The sequence below is a fragment of the Streptomyces sp. NPDC052299 genome, from assembly GCF_040679335.1.
Taxonomy (GTDB): domain Bacteria; phylum Actinomycetota; class Actinomycetes; order Streptomycetales; family Streptomycetaceae; genus Streptomyces.
Map to the genome: position 1 here is coordinate 118,433 of NZ_JBFAUP010000004.1, position 17,144 is coordinate 135,576.

Sequence of the window (17,144 nt, forward strand, 5' to 3'; positions counted from 1 at the left end):
CGACGGGCGCGACGGGAAGAGTTCTCGGAACCTTGCTGCACGGTTGTCGATCGTACGTTCCCCTTTCGGCGGTCCTGACCGGCCCCTGGCGTTCACGGTGACGTCACCGGCCGTTGACGGCGCCACACCACGGCGTTACCCGGGGCGCGGAAAGGTCTCGGTCCATGACCGGACGGCGACGCCCCCTCCTCTCCCGCCCCTTCGGATCGCTCACCGGTGCGGTGGCGGCGGGGGCCCTGCTGCTGTCCGGCTGCGGCGCGCTCCCTGGGGGTTCGGGGGACTCCAGGGAGCCCGTCACCGTGATGACCTGGGCGCCGGGCGGCACCGCGGGACCGGACACCGAGAACATGGCCGGGATGACCGCCATGGCGCAGGCGTACGGGCGCTGGATCAACGCGCACGGCGGGATCGACGGGCACGAGCTGCGCGTCGTCACCTGTGACGAACAGGACGCCTGGACCGGGGCGGGGAACTGCGCCCGCAAGGCCGTCGAGGCGAAGGCGGTCGCGGTCGTCGGCTCGTACAGCCGGCACGGGCGGGCGTTCCTGGCCCCGCTGGAGGTCGCCGGGATTCCGTACATCGGCGGTTACGGAGCCTCCGAGGAGGAGTTCCGCAGCTATGCGTCCTACCCGGTGACCGGGGGCCAGTCCGCGCTGCTCGCCGGGACCGCCGAGCAGCTGGCGCACGACTGCGACCGGGTCTCGCTGGTGCGCCCGGACACCCTGTCCGGCGACAGCCAGGCGTGGCTGCTGCGCACCGGTCTGAAGGAGGCCGGGCGGCCCGCGCCGCTCGACATACCGGCCGCCGAGGGCGTCACCTCGTACGACGCGGAGGCGGAACGCGCGCTGTCCGGTGCGGGCGGGCCCGGCGGGTGCGTGACGTCCGTGCTGGGCGACCGCACGGAGACCTTCTTCGATTCGTTCCGGCGGCTGGAACCGGAAGACACCGCGGTGCGCGTGGCGTCCGTGCTCGGCAGCGTGGAGCAGCCGCTCATCGACCGCACCGGCGGGCGGGACAGCCCGTTCGAGGGGGCGTACGTCACCGGCTGGTACCCGCCGCCGGGCGATGCCCGGTGGAACGCGATGCGGAAGGTGATCCGCGCGTACGCCTTCGGCGACAACCGGATCGACCCGGACGACACGGGCGTGCAGACCACCTGGGTCGCGTACACCGCCCTGAAGTCGGTCATCGAGTCGATGCACGGGTCCGGGATCACCGCGGCGAAGCTCACCCAGGCCCTCGGCCGGGGCGCGCGCGCCGATACGGGGGGCCTCACGCCTCCGCTGCGCTGGCGCTACGAGGACATGATCGGCTCGCGGTCCTACCCGCGCGTCGTCAACAGCGAGGTGACGTTCCAGGTGGTGCGCGACGGGCGGCTGGTCGCGGCGCGCAAGGACTTCGTGGACGTCACGGAGACCATGGCGGAGGCCAGCGCGACCCGCTGAACCGGCGCGGTCGCACCGGTTCAGCGGCCCAGGGGATCAGAGCGCCGTCGCCTGGCGCTTCGTCAGCCCGTACTTCTCGGCGATCTTGTTCCACAGCGCGGCGGCCTGCCGCTTCGCGTTGCTGGCCTCGCCGCTCTTCACGGTCGCCTGCTGGGTGTGCGAGGTGGTCTTCGCGTGGCCGTGCTTGCAGACCTTCTTGCTCTTGGCCTGCACCGCCCAGGCCGCGTAGTGGTCGTCGGCCGACGCGGACGCCTGCCATGCCCGGGTGAGCTCGGCGGTCAGCCGCTCGTGGTCCGGCAGCTTGTCGACGGAGAGCGCCTGGAGCCGGGTGACCAGGTCGCGGCGCTGCTTGGCGGCGCCCTTGAGGTCGGAGACGGCCGTGTCCAGATCGGTGCAGGACTTGGTCTTCTCGACCGCCCCGATCACCGCCGCGCGGCTGTTGTTGCTGTCCGCGAGGAGCTTGTCCAGCTCCTCGGCCTGCGGCTTCGCCGGGTCGGCGGCGGGCTGTTCCTGCTCCTTGGACGGCTCACCGGCGGCCGGTGAACTCGCGGACGCCACCGGCTGCTTGCTGTCCTTGTCGTCGTCGCCGCCGCTCATCAGCGCGCCGGCGCCGAGGCCGATCACCGCGCAGCCGATGACGACGGCCGCGATCAGCGGCACCGCGCCGGACTTCTTGCGCCGCCCGCCGTCGCCCTCGTCCAGCCCCGGCCCGTCCTGGGGACCGCTGTACGGGGGCGGCTGCTGAAAGCCCTGCTGCGGCGGCGGGCCCGCCTGGTACGGGGGCTGCTGCGGACCCTGGCCGTACGGGGGCTGCCGGGCCGGGTCGAACCGGGGCATCTGCTGCGTCGCGCCCTCGGGCTCGTCGCTGCGGAAGAGGTTGTCGAACTCGGCGGGCGGCTGCCGCTCGCCGGGCGTCCCGGGCCGGATGCCGTACGGGGCTCCGCCGGGCACCGGGGGTATGTACTGCGTCGCCTCGGCGTCGCCGCCGCCCCGGGGGGCCCGCACGGCGCGGCCCAGGAGCTGCGTGGACTCCGCGGGGTTCTCCGGCGGCAGCCCGCCGGGGCCGGGGCCACCGGGTATCGGCGCGATGTACTGCGTGGCCTCGGCGTCCCCGCCCGGGGCCGCCCCGGGCCCGGCCTCGGGCGGCAGCGGCTGCGCGTAGGGCTGGGGCTGGGGCCGGGGCTGCGCGGGCGGCAGGGGCGCGGCGCCCTGGTTCCCGCCGTAGGCGTCCTGCCCGTACCCGCCGGGCCGCTGCCCGTACGGGTCCTGCTGCTGCGGGTACGCCTGCGGTGACTGCGGCTGCTGCGGCTGCGACTGCGGCTGCCCGTAAGCGTCCTGCCCGCCGGGCTGCGGGCCCCACGCCTGCCCCCATGGCCGGCCACCGGCCGGGGCCGCCTGGTCCGCCGCTCTCCCCGGCGTCCAGGGCTCTCCGCCGTCCGAGGGCAGCACGACACCCTCGTGCGCGGGTCGTACAGCAGGGTTCTGCTGCTCGTCGCCCTGTCCGCTCTGTGTCACCGGGACTCCTACGTGCGTGTCAACTATGGAATCGTCGGCTCACGCTATCGGGTGGCAGCCGCGGTGTGCCAAGTGCACGCGGTCCGCAGCCCTCCCGTGACACAGGGTGTAACACCGCGGCCCCCCAAGACGCAGTTAAGGGCCCGCCCGGCCCGGCTCACGCCGCCTGCAGCTCGAGCCGCGCGCCGAACTCCCGTACCGCGGGCTCGTCCCCGTACGGCAGGAGGCGCTGCTGGAGGTCCTCCAGATACTCGGCGCCCCGGGTCGAGCGCACGGTGCCGAGCAGTTCCATCGCCCGGGTCCCGGTGTGGCACGCCTGCTCGACCTCCCGCAATTGCACCTGGGCCGTGGCCAGCAGCGCGAGGCCGATGCCCCGGCGCCGGGCGCGGGACTCCGGGTGGCCGTCCAGCGACTCCTTCGCCCGGCGCGCGGCGGCCTCGGCCTGCCCCAGGTCCCGGTGGCAGTGCGCGAGTTCGTCCGCGAGGTAGGCGTGGTCGAAGTGGGCGATCCAGTCCGGGTCGTCCCCGCTGTCCGGCTCGGCCCGTTCCAGGGCGGCTTCGGCCCGGCCCGCGATCTCCAGGCAAGTGCGGGCGTCGCCGAGCAGTGCGTGGCCGCGCGCCTCCGCCGCGTAGAACATCGCCTCGGCGCGCGGGGTGACCCGGCCGCGCGCGCCCTCCTGCGCGGCGCGCGCCAGCTGGGCGATCTCGCGCGGGTTGCCGAGCTGGGCGGCGAGGTGGCTCATCGAGGCGGCCAGCACATAGCCGCCGTAGGCGCGGTCGCCCGCCGCCTGCGCGAGGCGCAGGGCCTGGATGTAGTAGCGCTGGGCCAGGCCCGGCTGGCCCGTGTCGATCGCCATGTAACCGGCGAGTTCGGTGAGCCGGGAGACCGCGGCGAAGAGCTGACGGCCCGTCGATTCGCGGTACGCCCCCGAAAGCAGGCCGGACACCACGCTGTTGAGGTAGTGCACGAGGACCGGGCGCACATGGCCGCTGCCGAAGCGGTGGTCGAGGTCGACCAGCGCGGCGGTCGTCGCCCGCACCGCCTCCACGTCGGACATCCCGACCCGGGACCCGGCGGCCCGGGCGACCTGGGGGTCGGCGCCGGTGATCAGCCAGTCGCGGCTGGGCTCCACGAGCGCGGACGAGGCGACCGTGGAGCCGGTGAGGAAGTCGCGGCGGCCGACGTCGCTGCGCCAGAGCTCGCAGACCTGCTCGATGGCGCCGATCACCGTCGGCGCGAACTGGAGGCCGACGCCCGAGGCGAGGTTCTTGCCGTTGGCCATGCCGATCTCGTCGATCGTGACCGTACGGCCGAGCTTGCGGCCCAGCGCCTCGGCGATGGTGCCCGGCGCCCGGCCGCGCGGCTGCTGGCCGCGCAGCCAGCGGGCCACGGAGGTCTTGTCGTAGCGGAGGTCGAGGCCGCGTTCGGCGCCGACCATGTTGACCCGGCGGGCCAGGCCCGCGTTGGAGCATCCGGCTTCCTGGATGAGCGCCTGGAGCCGTTCGTTCGGCTGCCGTGCGACGAGTGGCCTGGCTGCCATGCGTATCCCCCTGAGGCCGCAGTGATAGGTGGCGGGATCACTGCCCGGCATATGTCCGAGAAATGCGCCCATTCATCGTGTTGGTCACTTTCTGCGCGACTTACCTCATTCGTCACGGCCGGTCACTAAAATGCCGCGCCGGACCGCACCTGCCGGACGTCCCGTAACCAGCTACCCGCCCAGGGCCCGTGCCTCTCCCACGCGCCCCCGCCCGTGCACCCGTGCGCCCCGTGTGCGGAACCGCGCGACGGGCGGCCGTAACTCTTCGTGAAGCCTGTAGTTGGGCTGGACGTGGAAGAGCCCATCGGAGTCAAGGAAGCGGAGCGGGTCCCCCGGCAGCGCGTGGAGCAGCTGCTCGACGCCGCCGTGCGGTACACGGAGGAGAGGCACTGGGACGTGTGCCCGGGCACCTGGCTGGAGCCGTCCGGCGGCGGCCCGCGCTGCTCGTGCGGCGAGGAGGCGTGCGCCGCGCCCGGCGCCCACCCGGCCGGGGCCGGCTGGGCGGACGGGGCCACCGGCAGCGGCGCGGCGGCCCGCCGGATGTGGACCCGGCGGCCCGGGGCGGCGGTGCTGCTGCCCACCGGGCGCGCGTTCGACGCCGTGGACGTGCCGGAGTCGGCGGGCTTCCTGGCGCTCGCCCGGATGGAGCGGATGAGCCTGCCGCTCGGCCCGGTGACCCGCACCCCGGACCGCCGCATGCAGTTCTTCGTGCTGCCCGGCGCCGCCGCGAAGGCGGAGGACCTGGTCCGCCGGGCCGGGTGGAACGCCGCGTCGATCGGCCTGCGCGGCGTCGGCGAGGGCGGTTACGTCGTCGCCCCGCCGACCCGGGTCGGCGGGGCCGGAGCGGTGCAGTGGGCCCGCTCCCCCACGACCGCCAACCGCTGGCTGCCCGAGGTCGAGGAGCTGATCGGCCCGCTCGCGTACGCCTGCGGGCGGGCGGCGGCCGACGCGCGCCAGGAGCGCCTTTCGTAGGGTGGTCCCCACGTACGTACGGGGACTTCGAAAGGCGTGCACATGGCGGACCGGACAGAACGCGGGGGAACGCAGCGGGCCGGGACACCGCCCGCGGTGCGCGTGCAGGGGCTGTGGAAGCGGTTCGGCGAGCAGACCGCGGTCGCGGGCATCGATCTGGAGCTGCCCGCGGGCAAGTTCATCGGCCTGGTGGGGCCCAACGGGGCGGGGAAGACCACCACGCTCTCGATGGTCACCGGGCTGCTCCGGCCCGACCAGGGGCGGATCGAGATCGGCGGGCGCGACGTCTGGGGCGACCCGGTCGAGGTGAAGTCCCGGATCGGGGTGCTGCCCGAGGGCCTGCGCCTCTTCGAGCGGCTGTCCGGCCGTGAACTCCTCGCGTACACCGGCCGGTTGCGCGGGCTGCCGGGGCGCGAGGTGGACAGCAGGGCCACCCAGCTGCTGGACGTGCTGGACCTGGCGGGCTCCCAGCACAAGCTGGTCATCGACTACTCGACCGGGATGCGCAAGAAGATCGGGCTCGCCGCCGCCCTGCTGCACAACCCCGAAGTGCTGTTCCTGGACGAGCCGTTCGAGGGCGTCGACCCCGTCTCGGCGCAGACCATCCGCAAGGTGCTGGAGCGCTATACGCGTTCGGGCGCGACCGTCGTCTTCTCCAGCCATGTGATGGAGCTGGTCGAGTCGCTGTGCGACTGGGTGGCCGTCATGGCGGCGGGGACCATCCGCGCCCAGGGCCCGCTGGCCGAGGTGCGCGGCGAGGCGTCCTCCCTGCAGAACGCGTTCCTGGAGCTCGTCGGCGCGGGCGACCGCGACACCGGGGAGACCCTGGACTGGCTGGGCGGCGACCGATGAGCGTGCTCGACGCCCCCGCGGGCACCGGCCCCCGGACCGGGGCCGCGACCGGCGCGTCCGCGCTGATCCCCGTGTTCGCCCGGCTCAAGCTGGCCCTGCTCCGCAACGGGCTGCGCCAGTCCAGCGGGCGCAAGGCCGTCTATCTGGTCTCGGTCGTGGGCTCGCTGCTGTTCGCGGCCGTGCTGCTGCTGGGGCTCGTCCTGCTGCGCGGCCACGACCACGCGGACTCGCTGGTGGTGCTGCTCGCCGGGGTCCTGGCGCTCGGCTGGGCGGTGATGCCGCTGTTCTTCTCGGCCGGGGACGAGACCCTGGACCCGACCCGGCTGGTGATGCTGCCGCTGGGGCCCCGGCCGCTGATCGTCGCGCTGCTGGTCTCCTCGCTGATCGGACTCGGCCCGCTGTTCACGCTGTGCCTGGCGGCCGGTTCGGTGGCGGCGCTGGCCGAGGGGGCGGGCGCGGTGGTCTTCGCGGTGCTCGCCGTGCCGCTGACCCTGCTGGTCTGCGTGGCCCTGGCCCGCGCGGTCGCCGCCGCCAACACCCGGCTGCTGACCTCCCGCAAGGGCCGGGACCTGGCGGTCCTCAGCGGCCTGCTGATCGCGGTGGGCATCCAGGTCGTCAACTTCGGCGCCCAGCGCCTGGGCAGCACCGGCGGGCTCGCCCCGCTCGACCCGGCGGCGGACGTGGTGCGCTGGCTGCCGCCCGCCTCGGCCGTGGGGTCCGTGGACTCGGCCGCCGAGGGGGCGTACGGGCGGGCCGTCGTCCAGCTGCTGATCGCGGCGGCCGCGCTGGTGGTGCTGCTGTGGCTGTGGCGGCGCAGCCTGACGAAGCTGATGACCGCGCCGGACGGCTCCACGACCGCCGCCGCCGGGCCGGACCGCGAGAAGTCGGGCAGGATCGGCGCGGGCCTGTGGGCCCTGCTCCCGGAGGACCGCACCGGCACGGTGATGCAGCGGGCCCTGCGGTACGTGGCCCGGGACCCGAAGACCAAGGCCGCCTGGGTGACCGCGCTGGCGATCGGGCTGATCGTCCCGCTGATCAACGCCCTCCAGGGCCAGGGCACGGTGTACTTCGCCTGCTTCGCCGCCGGGATGCTCGGCATGCAGATGTACAACCAGTTCGGGCAGGACACCTCCGCGTTCTGGATGGTCGCCCAGACGATCTCCTCGGCCCGGGACGCGTACCTCGAACTGCGCGCGCGGGCGCTGGCGCTGCTGCTGATCACCCTGCCGTACACGGTGCTCGTGGCGGTCGTGACGGCGGCGCTGCTCGGCGACTGGAAGTCGCTGCCGGGGGTGACCGGTCTGTCGTTCGCGCTGCTGGGCGCGATGCTGGCGACGGGCGCGGTGGCCTCGGTGAGCTTCCCGTACTCGGTGCCGCAGGAGGGGGCGTTCAAGAACGTGGCGCCGGGGCAGGCCGGGCTCGCCTGGATCTCGATCCTCGGCGGCATGGTCGCGGCGGCCGTGCTGAGCGCCCCCGTGATCGCCCTGACGATCACCCTGCACGTCACGGACCGCACGGACTGGCTGTGGCTGCTGCTCCCGGTCGGAGCGGTGTACGGGTCACTGATCGCCTGGGGCGGTCTGCGCCTGGCGGCCCCGCGCATGGCCATGCGGCTGCCGGAGATCCTGACGGCGGTCAGCAAGGGCTGAAGGGGGTGCTACGGGGCTACGGGCTCGCGGTCGTCCCGCGCGTCCTCGGAGAGCTGTTCGAGGAAGGGCTCGACCGCGGCGCGCCAGCCCTCCGGCTGGTCGAAGTGCACGAGGTGTCCGGCGTCGGCCACCTCCGCGTACTGGCCGCGCGGCAGGACCCGGACCATCTCCTGGGCCTCCGCCCGGCCCAGCTCGCCGTCCAGGCCGCGCAGCACCAGGGTCGGGCACCTGACCTGGGCCAGCTCCTCCCAGTGCGCGTCGAACACCCAGGTGGCGCGGGACTCCAGCATCTGGCGGCGGGAGAACACGGGCCACCAGCCGCCGTCCCGCTCGGCCATCACCTCGGCGTAGAACGCCCCCCGCGACGGGCTGGGGCGCTCCACCCAGGGGTCCTCCTGGCCGAACCACCGCCGCACGGCGTCGGGCGAGGCGAAGGGGAGCGGCCAGCTCCCGAACCAGTCCTCCCACTCGCGCTGCGAGGCCGCGCCGAGCGCGGAGGCCCGCATGTCGCAGACGACGAGGGCGCGGACCAGGTCGGGGCGCTTGGCGGCGAGCTGCCAGGCGGTGAGGGCCCCCATGGAATGGCCGACGAGCGTGACGGGGGCGAGCCCCAGCTGTTCGATGACCGCCTCGGCGTCCGCCACGTAGGCGTCGCGGGTGTAGGGGCCGTCGGCCGGCTTCCCGCTGTCGCCGTGGCCGCGCTGGTCGAGGCCGACCGGGCGGTGCCGCTCGGCGAGCCATTCGGCGGTGGACGCCCAGTGCGAGGCCCGGCCCATCAGGCCGTGCAGCAGTAAGACGGCGGGGGCGGGGGCGCCGTCCGCGCCCGCCCGGGGCGGGTCGGCGAACTCCCAGGCCGCGAGGCGTACGCCGTCCGATCCGGTCACTTCGATGCGCCGCGCCATAGCTTCTGGCACCCCCTTCTCTCCCTGGATCACCGGCTGGATCACCGGGTGGTCTGTCTCGGCCAGACTATCGAACCTTTATTCGAAATCCGGGTTCTGCCGGGCAACACCGCTCGTTCGAGTGACTGCTTCCCAGGATTGACGACGGCAGCCGCGGGGAGATGTTCTGCGGGAGGCGGGCCACTCGGGGATGAGGGCCCGCGGGACCGACCTCGGGAGCTCGGGGCTCCGGGTCGGACACAGGGAGGGACAGGCCCCGGCGCCTCGCGGCGCCGGGGCCGTCCGCTTGTCCGCGTGCTCTGCGTACGACGGGTGCATCACAGCTCCCCTCCCGGCGGCAGGGGCGGCGGCCGGCACGCTCAGCCACCCCTCCGCCACAGACTGGCACGGTCCGCGCCGGAGCGCTGCGGTTCCGGACGGAAAAAGAAGAACCGGGCACCGGCCGCTGCCGATGCCCGGTCTCCCGGAAACGCGGTCTACCTCTTCGCGACGAAGACGTGCGAGGCGACCTCGGAGTCCAGCTCCGCCGCCTCGCCGCTGCTGCCGACCAGCACTCCGCCGGGCGACTGCGTCACGCTGACCACGGAGCCGGGCTGCACGCCCGCCCGCCGCAGCGTGTACATCAGCTGGGCGTCCGTCTGGATCGGCTCCCCGATCCGGCGGACCACCACCGTCTTCCCGTCGCTGCCCGGGTCGAGTTCGGACAGGCTGACCATGCCCTCGTCGAGGAACGGGTCGGCCTCGGCCTTCTCGCCCAGCTCCTCGAGACCCGGGATCGGGTTCCCGTACGGCGACTCCGTCGGGTGCCGCAGCAGCTCCAGCACCCGGCGCTCGACCGCCTCGCTCATCACGTGTTCCCAGCGACACGCCTCGGCGTGGACCTGCTCCCACTCCAGGCCGATCACGTCGACCAGCAGGCACTCGGCCAGCCGGTGCTTGCGCATGACGCGGGTGGCCAGGCGGCGGCCCTCCTCCGTCAGCTCCAGATGGCGGTCGCCCGCGACCTGGACCAGGCCGTCGCGCTCCATCCGCGCCACGGTCTGGCTGACGGTCGGCCCGCTCTGGTCCAGCCGTTCCGCGATCCGGGCGCGCATGGGGACCACGCCTTCCTCTTCGAGTTCGAGGATGGTGCGGAGATACATCTCCGTGGTGTCGATCAGTCCGGACATTCGTGCCCCTCGATGCAATCGTGCGCTGGCCCTGGCTCCAATTCTGACGCATCGCGCCGATAACCGTGCCGTGCCGTCGGCGCCGGGGCCGTGCGGTATTGACAGGCCACTGGTCCAGACCGCAACGTGATCGGCGTTACGGACGCCCCCTGGACACCCCACCCCGCCGGAAAGGTCCTCCCCGATGAGCGAAAGCAAGCTGGCCGGTCAGTTCTTCGATGCGGCGATCGGCCTGCTGGGGAGGGTGCGGGACGAGGAGGCCGGGAACATCGCGGCCGCCGGTGCCGCGATCGCCGACACCGTCGAGGCGGGCGGGCGGCTCTTCGCCTTCGGCGCCGGGCACTCCTCGCTCGCCGCGCAGGACGTCGTCTACCGGGCGGGCGGGCTCGCCCTGATGAACCTCATGGCCGTCCCCGGGGCCCTCGGCGTGGACGTCATGCCCGCCACGCTCGGCTCGGCCCTGGAACGCGTGGACGGCCTCGCGGGCGCGGTCCTCGACTCCAGCCCCGCGAAGTCCGGCGACGTGCTCGTGATCATCTCGCTCTCCGGGCGCAACGCCCTGCCCGTCGAGATGGCGCTCAACGCCCGCGCGCTGGGCCTGAAGGTCATCGGCGTCACCTCGGTCGCGTACGCGGAGGAGACCCGGTCCCGGCACAGCTCGGGCGGCTTCCTGCGGGACCACTGCGACATCGTCCTCGACAGCAAGATCGCGATCGGCGACGCGGAGCTGGAGGTGGACGGCATCGAGGCGCCGTTCGCGCCCGCGTCCACGGTGGTCACCAGCGCGATCATGCAGAGCATGATGGCCGCGGCGGCGGAGCGGCTGCTGGAGCGGGGCATCGAGCCGCCGCTGCTGCGGTCGGGGAACGTGGACGGCGGGCACGAGTGGAACGGGCGCGTGATGGCGCGGTACGCGGACCGCATTTTCTACCGGCACTGAGGGGCCCCGGAGTTCCGTCGTTAATTCGCTTGCCCGGGACGGAGGCGGTTCCTAAGGTGGCGGTACACGCGAAAGGAGGTGATCCGAAAAGTGCAGTCTTATCGGATTCGTGAGGTGGCTGCGGGCTGACAGCCCGTCGTCGCACTTCGTGCACCTCGGCGGGCTGTCCGCCGAAACCCAAGCAGTCACCGACCCGCAGGCTCGCCGGTAGATCCGGCCGGCTCCCTCCGCGAGGAGGGAACCAGAGCCTGCGGGTTCTGCTTTTTCTCAGGCCCGGTACGGGGTCACGGGCACAGCCGCTCGACCCGCCACGTGCCGTCCTCGCCGCCCTCGCGGACGTAACGCAGCCGGTCGTGGAGCCGGTTCTCGTGGCCCTGCCAGAACTCGATCGTCCCGGGGACGACGCGGAAGCCGCCCCAGTGCGGGGGCGCCGGGACCTTCTCGCCCTCCGGGTAGCGGGCCGACAACTCCTCGTAGCGGGCGGTCAGCTCCTCGCGGCTGCCGATCACCGTGGACTGCTCGCTCGCCCAGGCCCCGAGCTGGGAGCCGTGCGGGCGGGTCCGGAAGTAGGCGACGGTCTCCTCGCGGGGGACGCGGGCGGCGGTGCCGGTCACGATGACCTGGCGGGCCAGCGGATGCCAGGGGAAGAGCAGCGAGACGTACGGGTTGTCCGTCAGCTCGCGGCCCTTGCGGGAGCCGTAATTGGTGAAGAAGACGAAGCCGCGCGCGTCGTACATCTTCAGCAGCACCGTGCGGGAGGAGGGGCGGCCGTCGGGGGTCGCCGTGGAGACCACCATGGCGTTCGGCTCGTGGAGCATGCCTCCGGCGGCGACTTGGCGGAACCAGCGCGCGAACTGGTCCATCGGATCGGGCGCGAGCGAGTCCACCGTGAAGGTCTCGGATCGGTATTGCTCGCGCATCGCGGCCGGATCGGTGGTGGAATCGAATGAGGAGTCTGGGGTGGGCACGGTGCCATCCTGCCGCAGCGGCCGGACGGGCCGGAGGTCCGCCCGGCGCAACCGTCGAACCGAGGGAGCCGCCTGATGTCCGACTTCGTACCCGGGCTCGAAGGAGTCGTCGCGTTCGAGACGGAAATCGCCGAGCCCGACAAGGAAGGCGGTTCGCTCCGTTACCGGGGCGTCGACATCGAGGAGCTCGTCGGCCACGTCTCCTTCGGCCATGTGTGGGGGCTGCTGGTGGACGGCGCATTCGAGCCGGGGCTGCCGCCCGCCGAACCGTTTCCGCTCCCCGTGCACTCCGGTGACGTCCGGGTCGACGTGCAGGCCGCGCTGGCCATGCTCGCCCCGGTCTGGGGGCTGAAACCGCTGCTCGACATCGACGCGGAGACCGCGCGCGAGAACCTGGCGCGGGCCGCCGTGATGGCGCTGTCGTACGTGGCGCAGTCGGCGCGCGGACAGGGCGTGCCGATGGTCCCGCAGCGGGAGATCGACAAGGCCGAGTCCGTCGTGGAGCGGTTCATGATCCGCTGGCGGGGCGAGCCGGACCCGCGCCATGTGAAGGCGGTCGACGCGTACTGGACGTCCGCCGCCGAGCACGGCATGAACGCCTCGACGTTCACCGCCCGGGTCATCGCCTCGACCGGCGCCGACGTGGCCGCCGCGCTGTCCGGCGCGGTGGGGGCGATGTCGGGCCCGCTGCACGGCGGCGCCCCGTCCCGGGTCCTCGGCATGATCGAGGAGATCGAGCGGACCGGGGACGCCACGGCGTACGTGAAGAAGGCGCTGGACAGGGGCGAGCGGCTGATGGGCTTCGGGCACCGCGTCTACCGCGCCGAGGACCCGCGCGCCCGGGTGCTGCGGCGCACCGCCGAGGAGCTGGGCGCGCCGCGCTACGAGGTGGCGCGGGCGCTGGAGAAGGCCGCGCTGGAGGAGCTGCACGCGCGGCGCCCGGACCGGGTGCTCGCGACGAACGTGGAGTTCTGGGCGGCGATCATGCTGGACTTCGCCGAGGTGCCGGCGCCCATGTTCACGTCGATGTTCACGTGCGCCCGTACGGCGGGCTGGTCGGCGCACATCCTGGAGCAGAAGCGCACGGGCCGCCTGGTGCGCCCGTCGGCGCGTTACGTGGGCCCGGGCGCGCGCAGCCCGCGCGAGGTCGCGGGGTACGCGGAGCTGAACACGCGCTGATCAGAGGCGAAGCCGCATGCCGCGTGCGGGGGACATCACGGCATGCGGCCGTTTCGGGGGGTGGCGGGAACGCCTCAGGCGGCCTGGGGCGCCCACTCGACGCCGTAGCGGGCGAAGATCAGCTGGATGTCGTCGCCGTCGGGCAGGTGCCCGGCTCCGCCTTCCAGTTCGGCGGCGATGAGCCCGGTGACGTCGCCGACGCTCTCCAGCGACATCGCCTTCTCCGGCGGGAGCGGGTCGAGCCCGAACAGGTCCTCCAGGGTGAAGGCGAGTTCGGCCAGGGCCAGCGAGTGGTAGCCCAGGTCGGAGATGAGGCGCTGCTCGGGGCTGCCGTCCTCGTTCTTCTGGGGGGCGACGAGCAGCACGAGCCTGCTCACCAGCTCCTCCACCGAGCCGGAGTCGATCACGGTGCTGCTGTCAGTCATGGGACTTCTCCACGTTCGGGTGCCGTGCCGGACACCGGTACGGATGCGCCGGGCCCCATGTTCCGCGCGGTGATCACCCGGACTCCAGGCAACAACTCCGGCAAGGGCGCGGCAACTCCGTACGGAATCCCGGCTTCCGGTGGGCGTCCCAGTTGCCTGCCGCGTGCCGGAACCGTTGCCTGGAGAGGGCATCCGGCCGCTGCCAGAATGCTGTCCGACCGTGACGGACAGCAGAGGTGGACGGCATGAGTGTGACGGCACGGCCGCAGGACGAACGCTGGGTCTCCGGCCGGCTCGCCGTCGGCACCGCGCACACCCGGCTGATCTGCGTACCGCAGGCGGGCGCGGGCGCCGGGGCGTTCGCGGGGTGGCGGCGCCACATCCCGCCGGGCATCGAGCTGGCCCCCGTGGAGCTGCCGGGCCGGGGCACGCGGCAGGACGAGCCGATGCCGGACGACTTCGACGAGCTGGCCGAACGGCTGCTGGCCGGGCTCGAACCCGAATTCACCATGCCGTACGCCCTGTTCGGGCACAGCTTCGGCGGCGCGCTGGTCTACGAGCTGAGCCGCCGGATCGCGGCGCGGGGGCTGCCGGCCCCGGTCGCCACGCTCGTCTCCGGCTTCCGGCCCCCGCACACCCCTCCCCCGGCGACCATGTCGCAGGCGTCCGACGAGGGGCTGCTCGACTGGCTGCTCCGCAACGGCGGACTGCCAGAAGAACTCCTCCAGTTCCCGGAGTTCCTGGCCCAGATCATGCGCCCCATGCGCACCGACCTCCGGTTCGCGGAGAGCTATCTGCTCGCCGCGCCGGACCCGCTGCCCGGCCCGTTGCACGTGTTCGGCGGCGCCGACGACGAGGTGACGCGCGCCGACGGGCTGCCCGGGTGGCGGTCCTGCGCCGGGGCCGGTTTCTCGCTCACCCTGCTGCCCGGCGGTCACCACTTCCCCCACACCGACCCCGCCGCGATGGTGGCCGCGCTCACGGACGCGCTCGCCCGCACCGCGTAACCCGTACACCCACCCCCCCTACTCCCGAGGGAACGCCCATGCTCAGCCTGCTCGCCCACGGCTCCGTCGCCCCCACCGCGCAGCTCGCGGCGGTCCATGCCGACGGGAGCGGCGACTTCGCCGTGGTGTTCAACACCGTTCTCGTCGTGGGGATCACGGTGGGGGTGCTGATCACCCAGTTCACCGCGCGTGAGGTGCGGCCCCAGATGTACATCTGGTGCGCGCTGCTCGTGGCGCGGGGCTGTGTGCCGCCGGGGCCGAGCGAGGCGACGGCGGGCGGGATCGGCTTCCTGGTGCTCGCGCTCGCCGTCTCCGTGGTGTTCGGCGCCCTGCGCGCCCGGTCGATGCCGATGTGGCGGACCCCCGCGGGCAAGGTGATCCGCAAGGGCGGCATGGGCACGATGTGGCTGTGGCTGGCGACGATCGCGGCGCGGCTCGTGGTGGGCGCGATCGCCCATGTGACGACCGGTGAGCCGATCAACGTCAACGCGCTGTGGCTGGGCATGGGTGTGACGCTGCTCGTCCAGCAGTACTTCCTGGGGCTGCGGGCGAAGGACTCCGCCCTGCCGGTGCGCGAGACGGCCGCCACCCCGGCCGCCGGGCCCCGGACCTCGGAGTGACGACCGCCGGGCTGCTGCCCGCCGGGGTGATCCTGGTCGAGTCCTTCGGTGACACGGGGGACGCGGCCGGGATCAGCCTTTTCCCGGAGGAGGCGGCGCTGGTCGCGGACGTGGTCGAGGAACGGCGGCGCGAGTTCACGACCGTACGGGGCTGCGCCCGCGAGGCCATGCGGCAGCTGGGCCGGGAGCCCGCGCCGCTGGTACGGAAGAGACCGGACGGGCCGACGTGGCCGGAGGGCCTGGTGGGCAGCCTGACGCACTGCGTGGGCTACCGGGCCGCCGCCGTCGCCCCCGCCGGGGCGTTCCGGGCGGTCGGGATCGACGCGGAGCCGGACGCGCCGCTGCCGTACGGGGTGCCGGGGCGGGTGCTGAGCGCCGGGGAGCGCGCGGCCGTCGCGGAGCTGGGGCGGGCCGGGGGGCCGGTGGCATGGGACCGGCTGGTGTTCTGCGTGAAGGAGGCCGTGTACAAGGCGTGGCATCCGCTGACCGGGCTGCCGCTGGGGTTCCTGGACGCGGAGGTGTCCCTGTCGGCGGACGGCACCTTCACCGCACGGGTGCCGGGCGGACCGGTGCCGGACGGGCCGCCGTTCCCGGAGCTGCTGCGGGGGGCCTGGGCGGCCGGCCGCGGGCTGCTGCGGGTGGGCCTCGCCGTACCGGCCCCGGTACCGGACGGCGGTACGGGGCCGGGGACGAGGGCTCAGGCGGAGGTCAGGGCCGCGGCGGGCTGAGGGGTCAGGGTGACCGGGAGGCTCGCGAGGCCGTTGAGGAAGTTCGAGTAGACCCGGCTCTCCTCGCCGGTGACCGCCAGCTCGGAGGCGTACTCCCGCAAGCCCTCGACCACGGCGGAGAGTTCGGCCCGGGCCAGGTAGGCGCCGATGCAGAAGTGCGCGCCGTGGGCGAAGCTCAGGTGCTTGTTCGGGGTGCGGGCCAGGTCGAAGCGGTACGGGTCGGGGAAGACCGTCTCGTCGAAGTTGGCGGAGGCGTTCCAGACGGTGACGACGTCGCCCTCCTCGATGAACTGCCCGCCGAGGAAGGTGTCCTGGGTCGCGGTGCGGCCGCTGTGCAGGGCGGGCGTGGTCCAGCGCAGGATCTCCTCGACGGCCTGGGCCACCGGGACCTCGTCCGCGCACAGCGCCCGCCACTGCTCCGGGTGGTCGACCAGGGCGCGGAAGCCGCCGATCATGGCGAGCCGGGTGGTCTCGTGGCCGCCCATGATGATGCTGTAGCAGTTGAAGATGATCTCCTCGTGGGTCAGCGGGCGCCCGTCGACCTCCTTGCTGACGAGCAGGCTGACCACGTCGTCGTACGGCTTCTCGCGCCGTGACTGGGCCAGTTCGGAGAAGTAGAGCAGCAGGTCGTTGCGGGAGGACCAGGTGCCCTCCTGGGTGGGGGCGCCGTCGGTGGAGGAGAGCGCCGAGGACGTCAGCTCGATGATCAGACCGCGGTCCTTCGGCGGGACGCCGAGCAGGTCGCAGATGGCGGCGAGCGGGATGTGCGCGGCGACGTCGGTCGCGAAGTCGCAGCTGCCGCGCTCCACGGCCTGCCGGATCAGCTCGCGCGTCGAGCGCCGCACGCTGTCCACGACGACGTCCAGCGAGCGCGGTGAGAAGGGCTTGCTGAGCACGCCCCGCAGCGCCGAGTGCGGGCGGCCGTCGGTGACGGCGAGCATCCGGCCCGCGGCGGAGTCCCCGCCGTGCAGGAGGGTGTCGAGCACGTTGCCGCGCTCGGAGGTGAAGGTGCGGCTGTCCTTGTAGACGGCGGCGACGTCCTCGTAGCGGGTCAGCACCCAGAAGCCGTCGGTCTGTCCGGCCGGCGGGTGCCAGTGCACCGGGGACTCGGTCCGCAGGTGGCTCCACAGCTCGTGCAGGTCGTACGTGGCGTGCAGCCGGGGATCGGACAGGTCGGCCGTGTCCAGGTGCGCCGGGTCGAACACGGGGCGCTCGGTCATGATCGTTCCATTT

General features: G+C 73.4%; 16 protein-coding genes. 9 read left to right on the forward strand and 7 right to left on the reverse strand.

Features of this window, described 5'->3' with window-relative positions; all coding sequences use genetic code 11:
* The first annotated feature begins 164 nt into the window (after positions 1-164).
* On the forward strand, positions 165-1,445 hold the full coding sequence (locus AB0L33_RS08350) for an ABC transporter substrate-binding protein (RefSeq protein ID WP_365678878.1): 1,281 nt from the start codon (positions 165-167) through the stop codon (positions 1,443-1,445).
* A gap of 36 nt (positions 1,446-1,481) precedes the next feature.
* Here the strand turns inward: AB0L33_RS08350 and AB0L33_RS08355 are convergent, their stop codons facing one another.
* On the reverse strand, positions 1,482-2,894 hold the full coding sequence (locus AB0L33_RS08355; protein WP_365679430.1) for a hypothetical protein: 1,413 nt from the start codon (positions 2,892-2,894) through the stop codon (positions 1,482-1,484).
* 223 nt (positions 2,895-3,117) lie between these two features.
* Entirely contained in the window at positions 3,118-4,500 is a 1,383-nt protein-coding gene (locus AB0L33_RS08360; protein WP_365678880.1) for a transcriptional regulator, read from the reverse strand.
* Positions 4,501-4,791: 291 nt separating this feature from the next.
* Here AB0L33_RS08360 and AB0L33_RS08365 point away from each other — a divergent pair, with 291 nt between their 5' ends.
* The 3 genes from AB0L33_RS08365 to AB0L33_RS08375 are packed head-to-tail and all read left to right on the forward strand — an operon-like array spanning position 4,792 to position 7,973.
* Entirely contained in the window at positions 4,792-5,472 is a 681-nt protein-coding gene (locus AB0L33_RS08365) for a bifunctional DNA primase/polymerase (RefSeq protein WP_365678882.1), read from the forward strand.
* A gap of 42 nt (positions 5,473-5,514) precedes the next feature.
* Entirely contained in the window at positions 5,515-6,324 is an 810-nt protein-coding gene (locus AB0L33_RS08370) for an ABC transporter ATP-binding protein (protein WP_365678884.1), read from the forward strand.
* Complete coding sequence (locus AB0L33_RS08375; RefSeq protein WP_365678886.1) at positions 6,321-7,973, forward strand: transporter; 1,653 nt, start codon at positions 6,321-6,323, stop codon at positions 7,971-7,973. Before AB0L33_RS08370 ends, AB0L33_RS08375 begins: the two co-directional genes overlap by 4 nt.
* Before the next feature lie 8 nt (positions 7,974-7,981).
* Here the strand turns inward: AB0L33_RS08375 and AB0L33_RS08380 are convergent, their stop codons facing one another.
* Positions 7,982-8,875, reverse strand: coding sequence for an alpha/beta hydrolase (locus AB0L33_RS08380; protein WP_365679432.1), 894 nt, complete (start codon positions 8,873-8,875; stop codon positions 7,982-7,984).
* 476 nt (positions 8,876-9,351) lie between these two features.
* Positions 9,352-10,044, reverse strand: coding sequence for a metal-dependent transcriptional regulator (locus AB0L33_RS08385; RefSeq protein ID WP_365678888.1), 693 nt, complete (start codon positions 10,042-10,044; stop codon positions 9,352-9,354).
* Positions 10,045-10,228: 184 nt separating this feature from the next.
* On the opposite strand from AB0L33_RS08385, the gene AB0L33_RS08390 reads away from it, so the two are divergent.
* Entirely contained in the window at positions 10,229-10,984 is a 756-nt protein-coding gene (locus tag AB0L33_RS08390) for an SIS domain-containing protein (protein WP_361023022.1), read from the forward strand.
* 284 nt (positions 10,985-11,268) lie between these two features.
* Here the strand turns inward: AB0L33_RS08390 and pdxH are convergent, their stop codons facing one another.
* On the reverse strand, positions 11,269-11,904 hold the full coding sequence (pdxH, locus tag AB0L33_RS08395; RefSeq protein ID WP_365679434.1) for a pyridoxamine 5'-phosphate oxidase: 636 nt from the start codon (positions 11,902-11,904) through the stop codon (positions 11,269-11,271).
* Between the two features lie 123 nt (positions 11,905-12,027).
* On the opposite strand from pdxH, the gene AB0L33_RS08400 reads away from it, so the two are divergent.
* Positions 12,028-13,131, forward strand: a complete 1,104-nt coding sequence (locus AB0L33_RS08400; protein ID WP_365678890.1) for a citrate synthase 2 — start codon at positions 12,028-12,030, stop codon at positions 13,129-13,131.
* A gap of 74 nt (positions 13,132-13,205) precedes the next feature.
* On the opposite strand, the gene AB0L33_RS08405 is transcribed toward AB0L33_RS08400, so the two are convergent.
* On the reverse strand, positions 13,206-13,556 hold the full coding sequence (locus AB0L33_RS08405; protein WP_365678892.1) for a phosphopantetheine-binding protein: 351 nt from the start codon (positions 13,554-13,556) through the stop codon (positions 13,206-13,208).
* Between the two features lie 245 nt (positions 13,557-13,801).
* On the opposite strand from AB0L33_RS08405, the gene AB0L33_RS08410 reads away from it, so the two are divergent.
* From AB0L33_RS08410 to AB0L33_RS08420, 3 genes are read left to right on the forward strand one after another with little or no spacing between them, the layout of a single operon-like run.
* The gene (locus AB0L33_RS08410) at positions 13,802-14,563 is read left to right on the forward strand and encodes an alpha/beta fold hydrolase (RefSeq protein WP_365678894.1); all 762 of its coding nucleotides are present in this window, start codon (positions 13,802-13,804) and stop codon (positions 14,561-14,563) included.
* A 38-nt stretch (positions 14,564-14,601) separates the two neighbouring features.
* Complete coding sequence (locus tag AB0L33_RS08415) at positions 14,602-15,183, forward strand: hypothetical protein (protein ID WP_365678896.1); 582 nt, start codon at positions 14,602-14,604, stop codon at positions 15,181-15,183.
* Positions 15,180-15,911 carry a 4'-phosphopantetheinyl transferase superfamily protein gene (locus tag AB0L33_RS08420; protein WP_365678898.1) on the forward strand — a complete coding sequence of 244 codons (732 nt, stop codon included), beginning with the start codon at positions 15,180-15,182 and terminating at the stop codon, positions 15,909-15,911. The genes AB0L33_RS08415 and AB0L33_RS08420 overlap by 4 nt, the downstream gene beginning before the upstream one ends.
* Here the strand turns inward: AB0L33_RS08420 and AB0L33_RS08425 are convergent.
* A complete protein-coding gene (locus AB0L33_RS08425) occupies positions 15,881-17,131 on the reverse strand; it encodes a cytochrome P450 (protein ID WP_365678900.1) in 1,251 nt (416 codons plus the stop codon). The two genes, AB0L33_RS08420 and AB0L33_RS08425, sit on opposite strands and share 31 nt — an antisense overlap.
* Between the last annotated feature and the right edge of the window lie 13 nt (positions 17,132-17,144).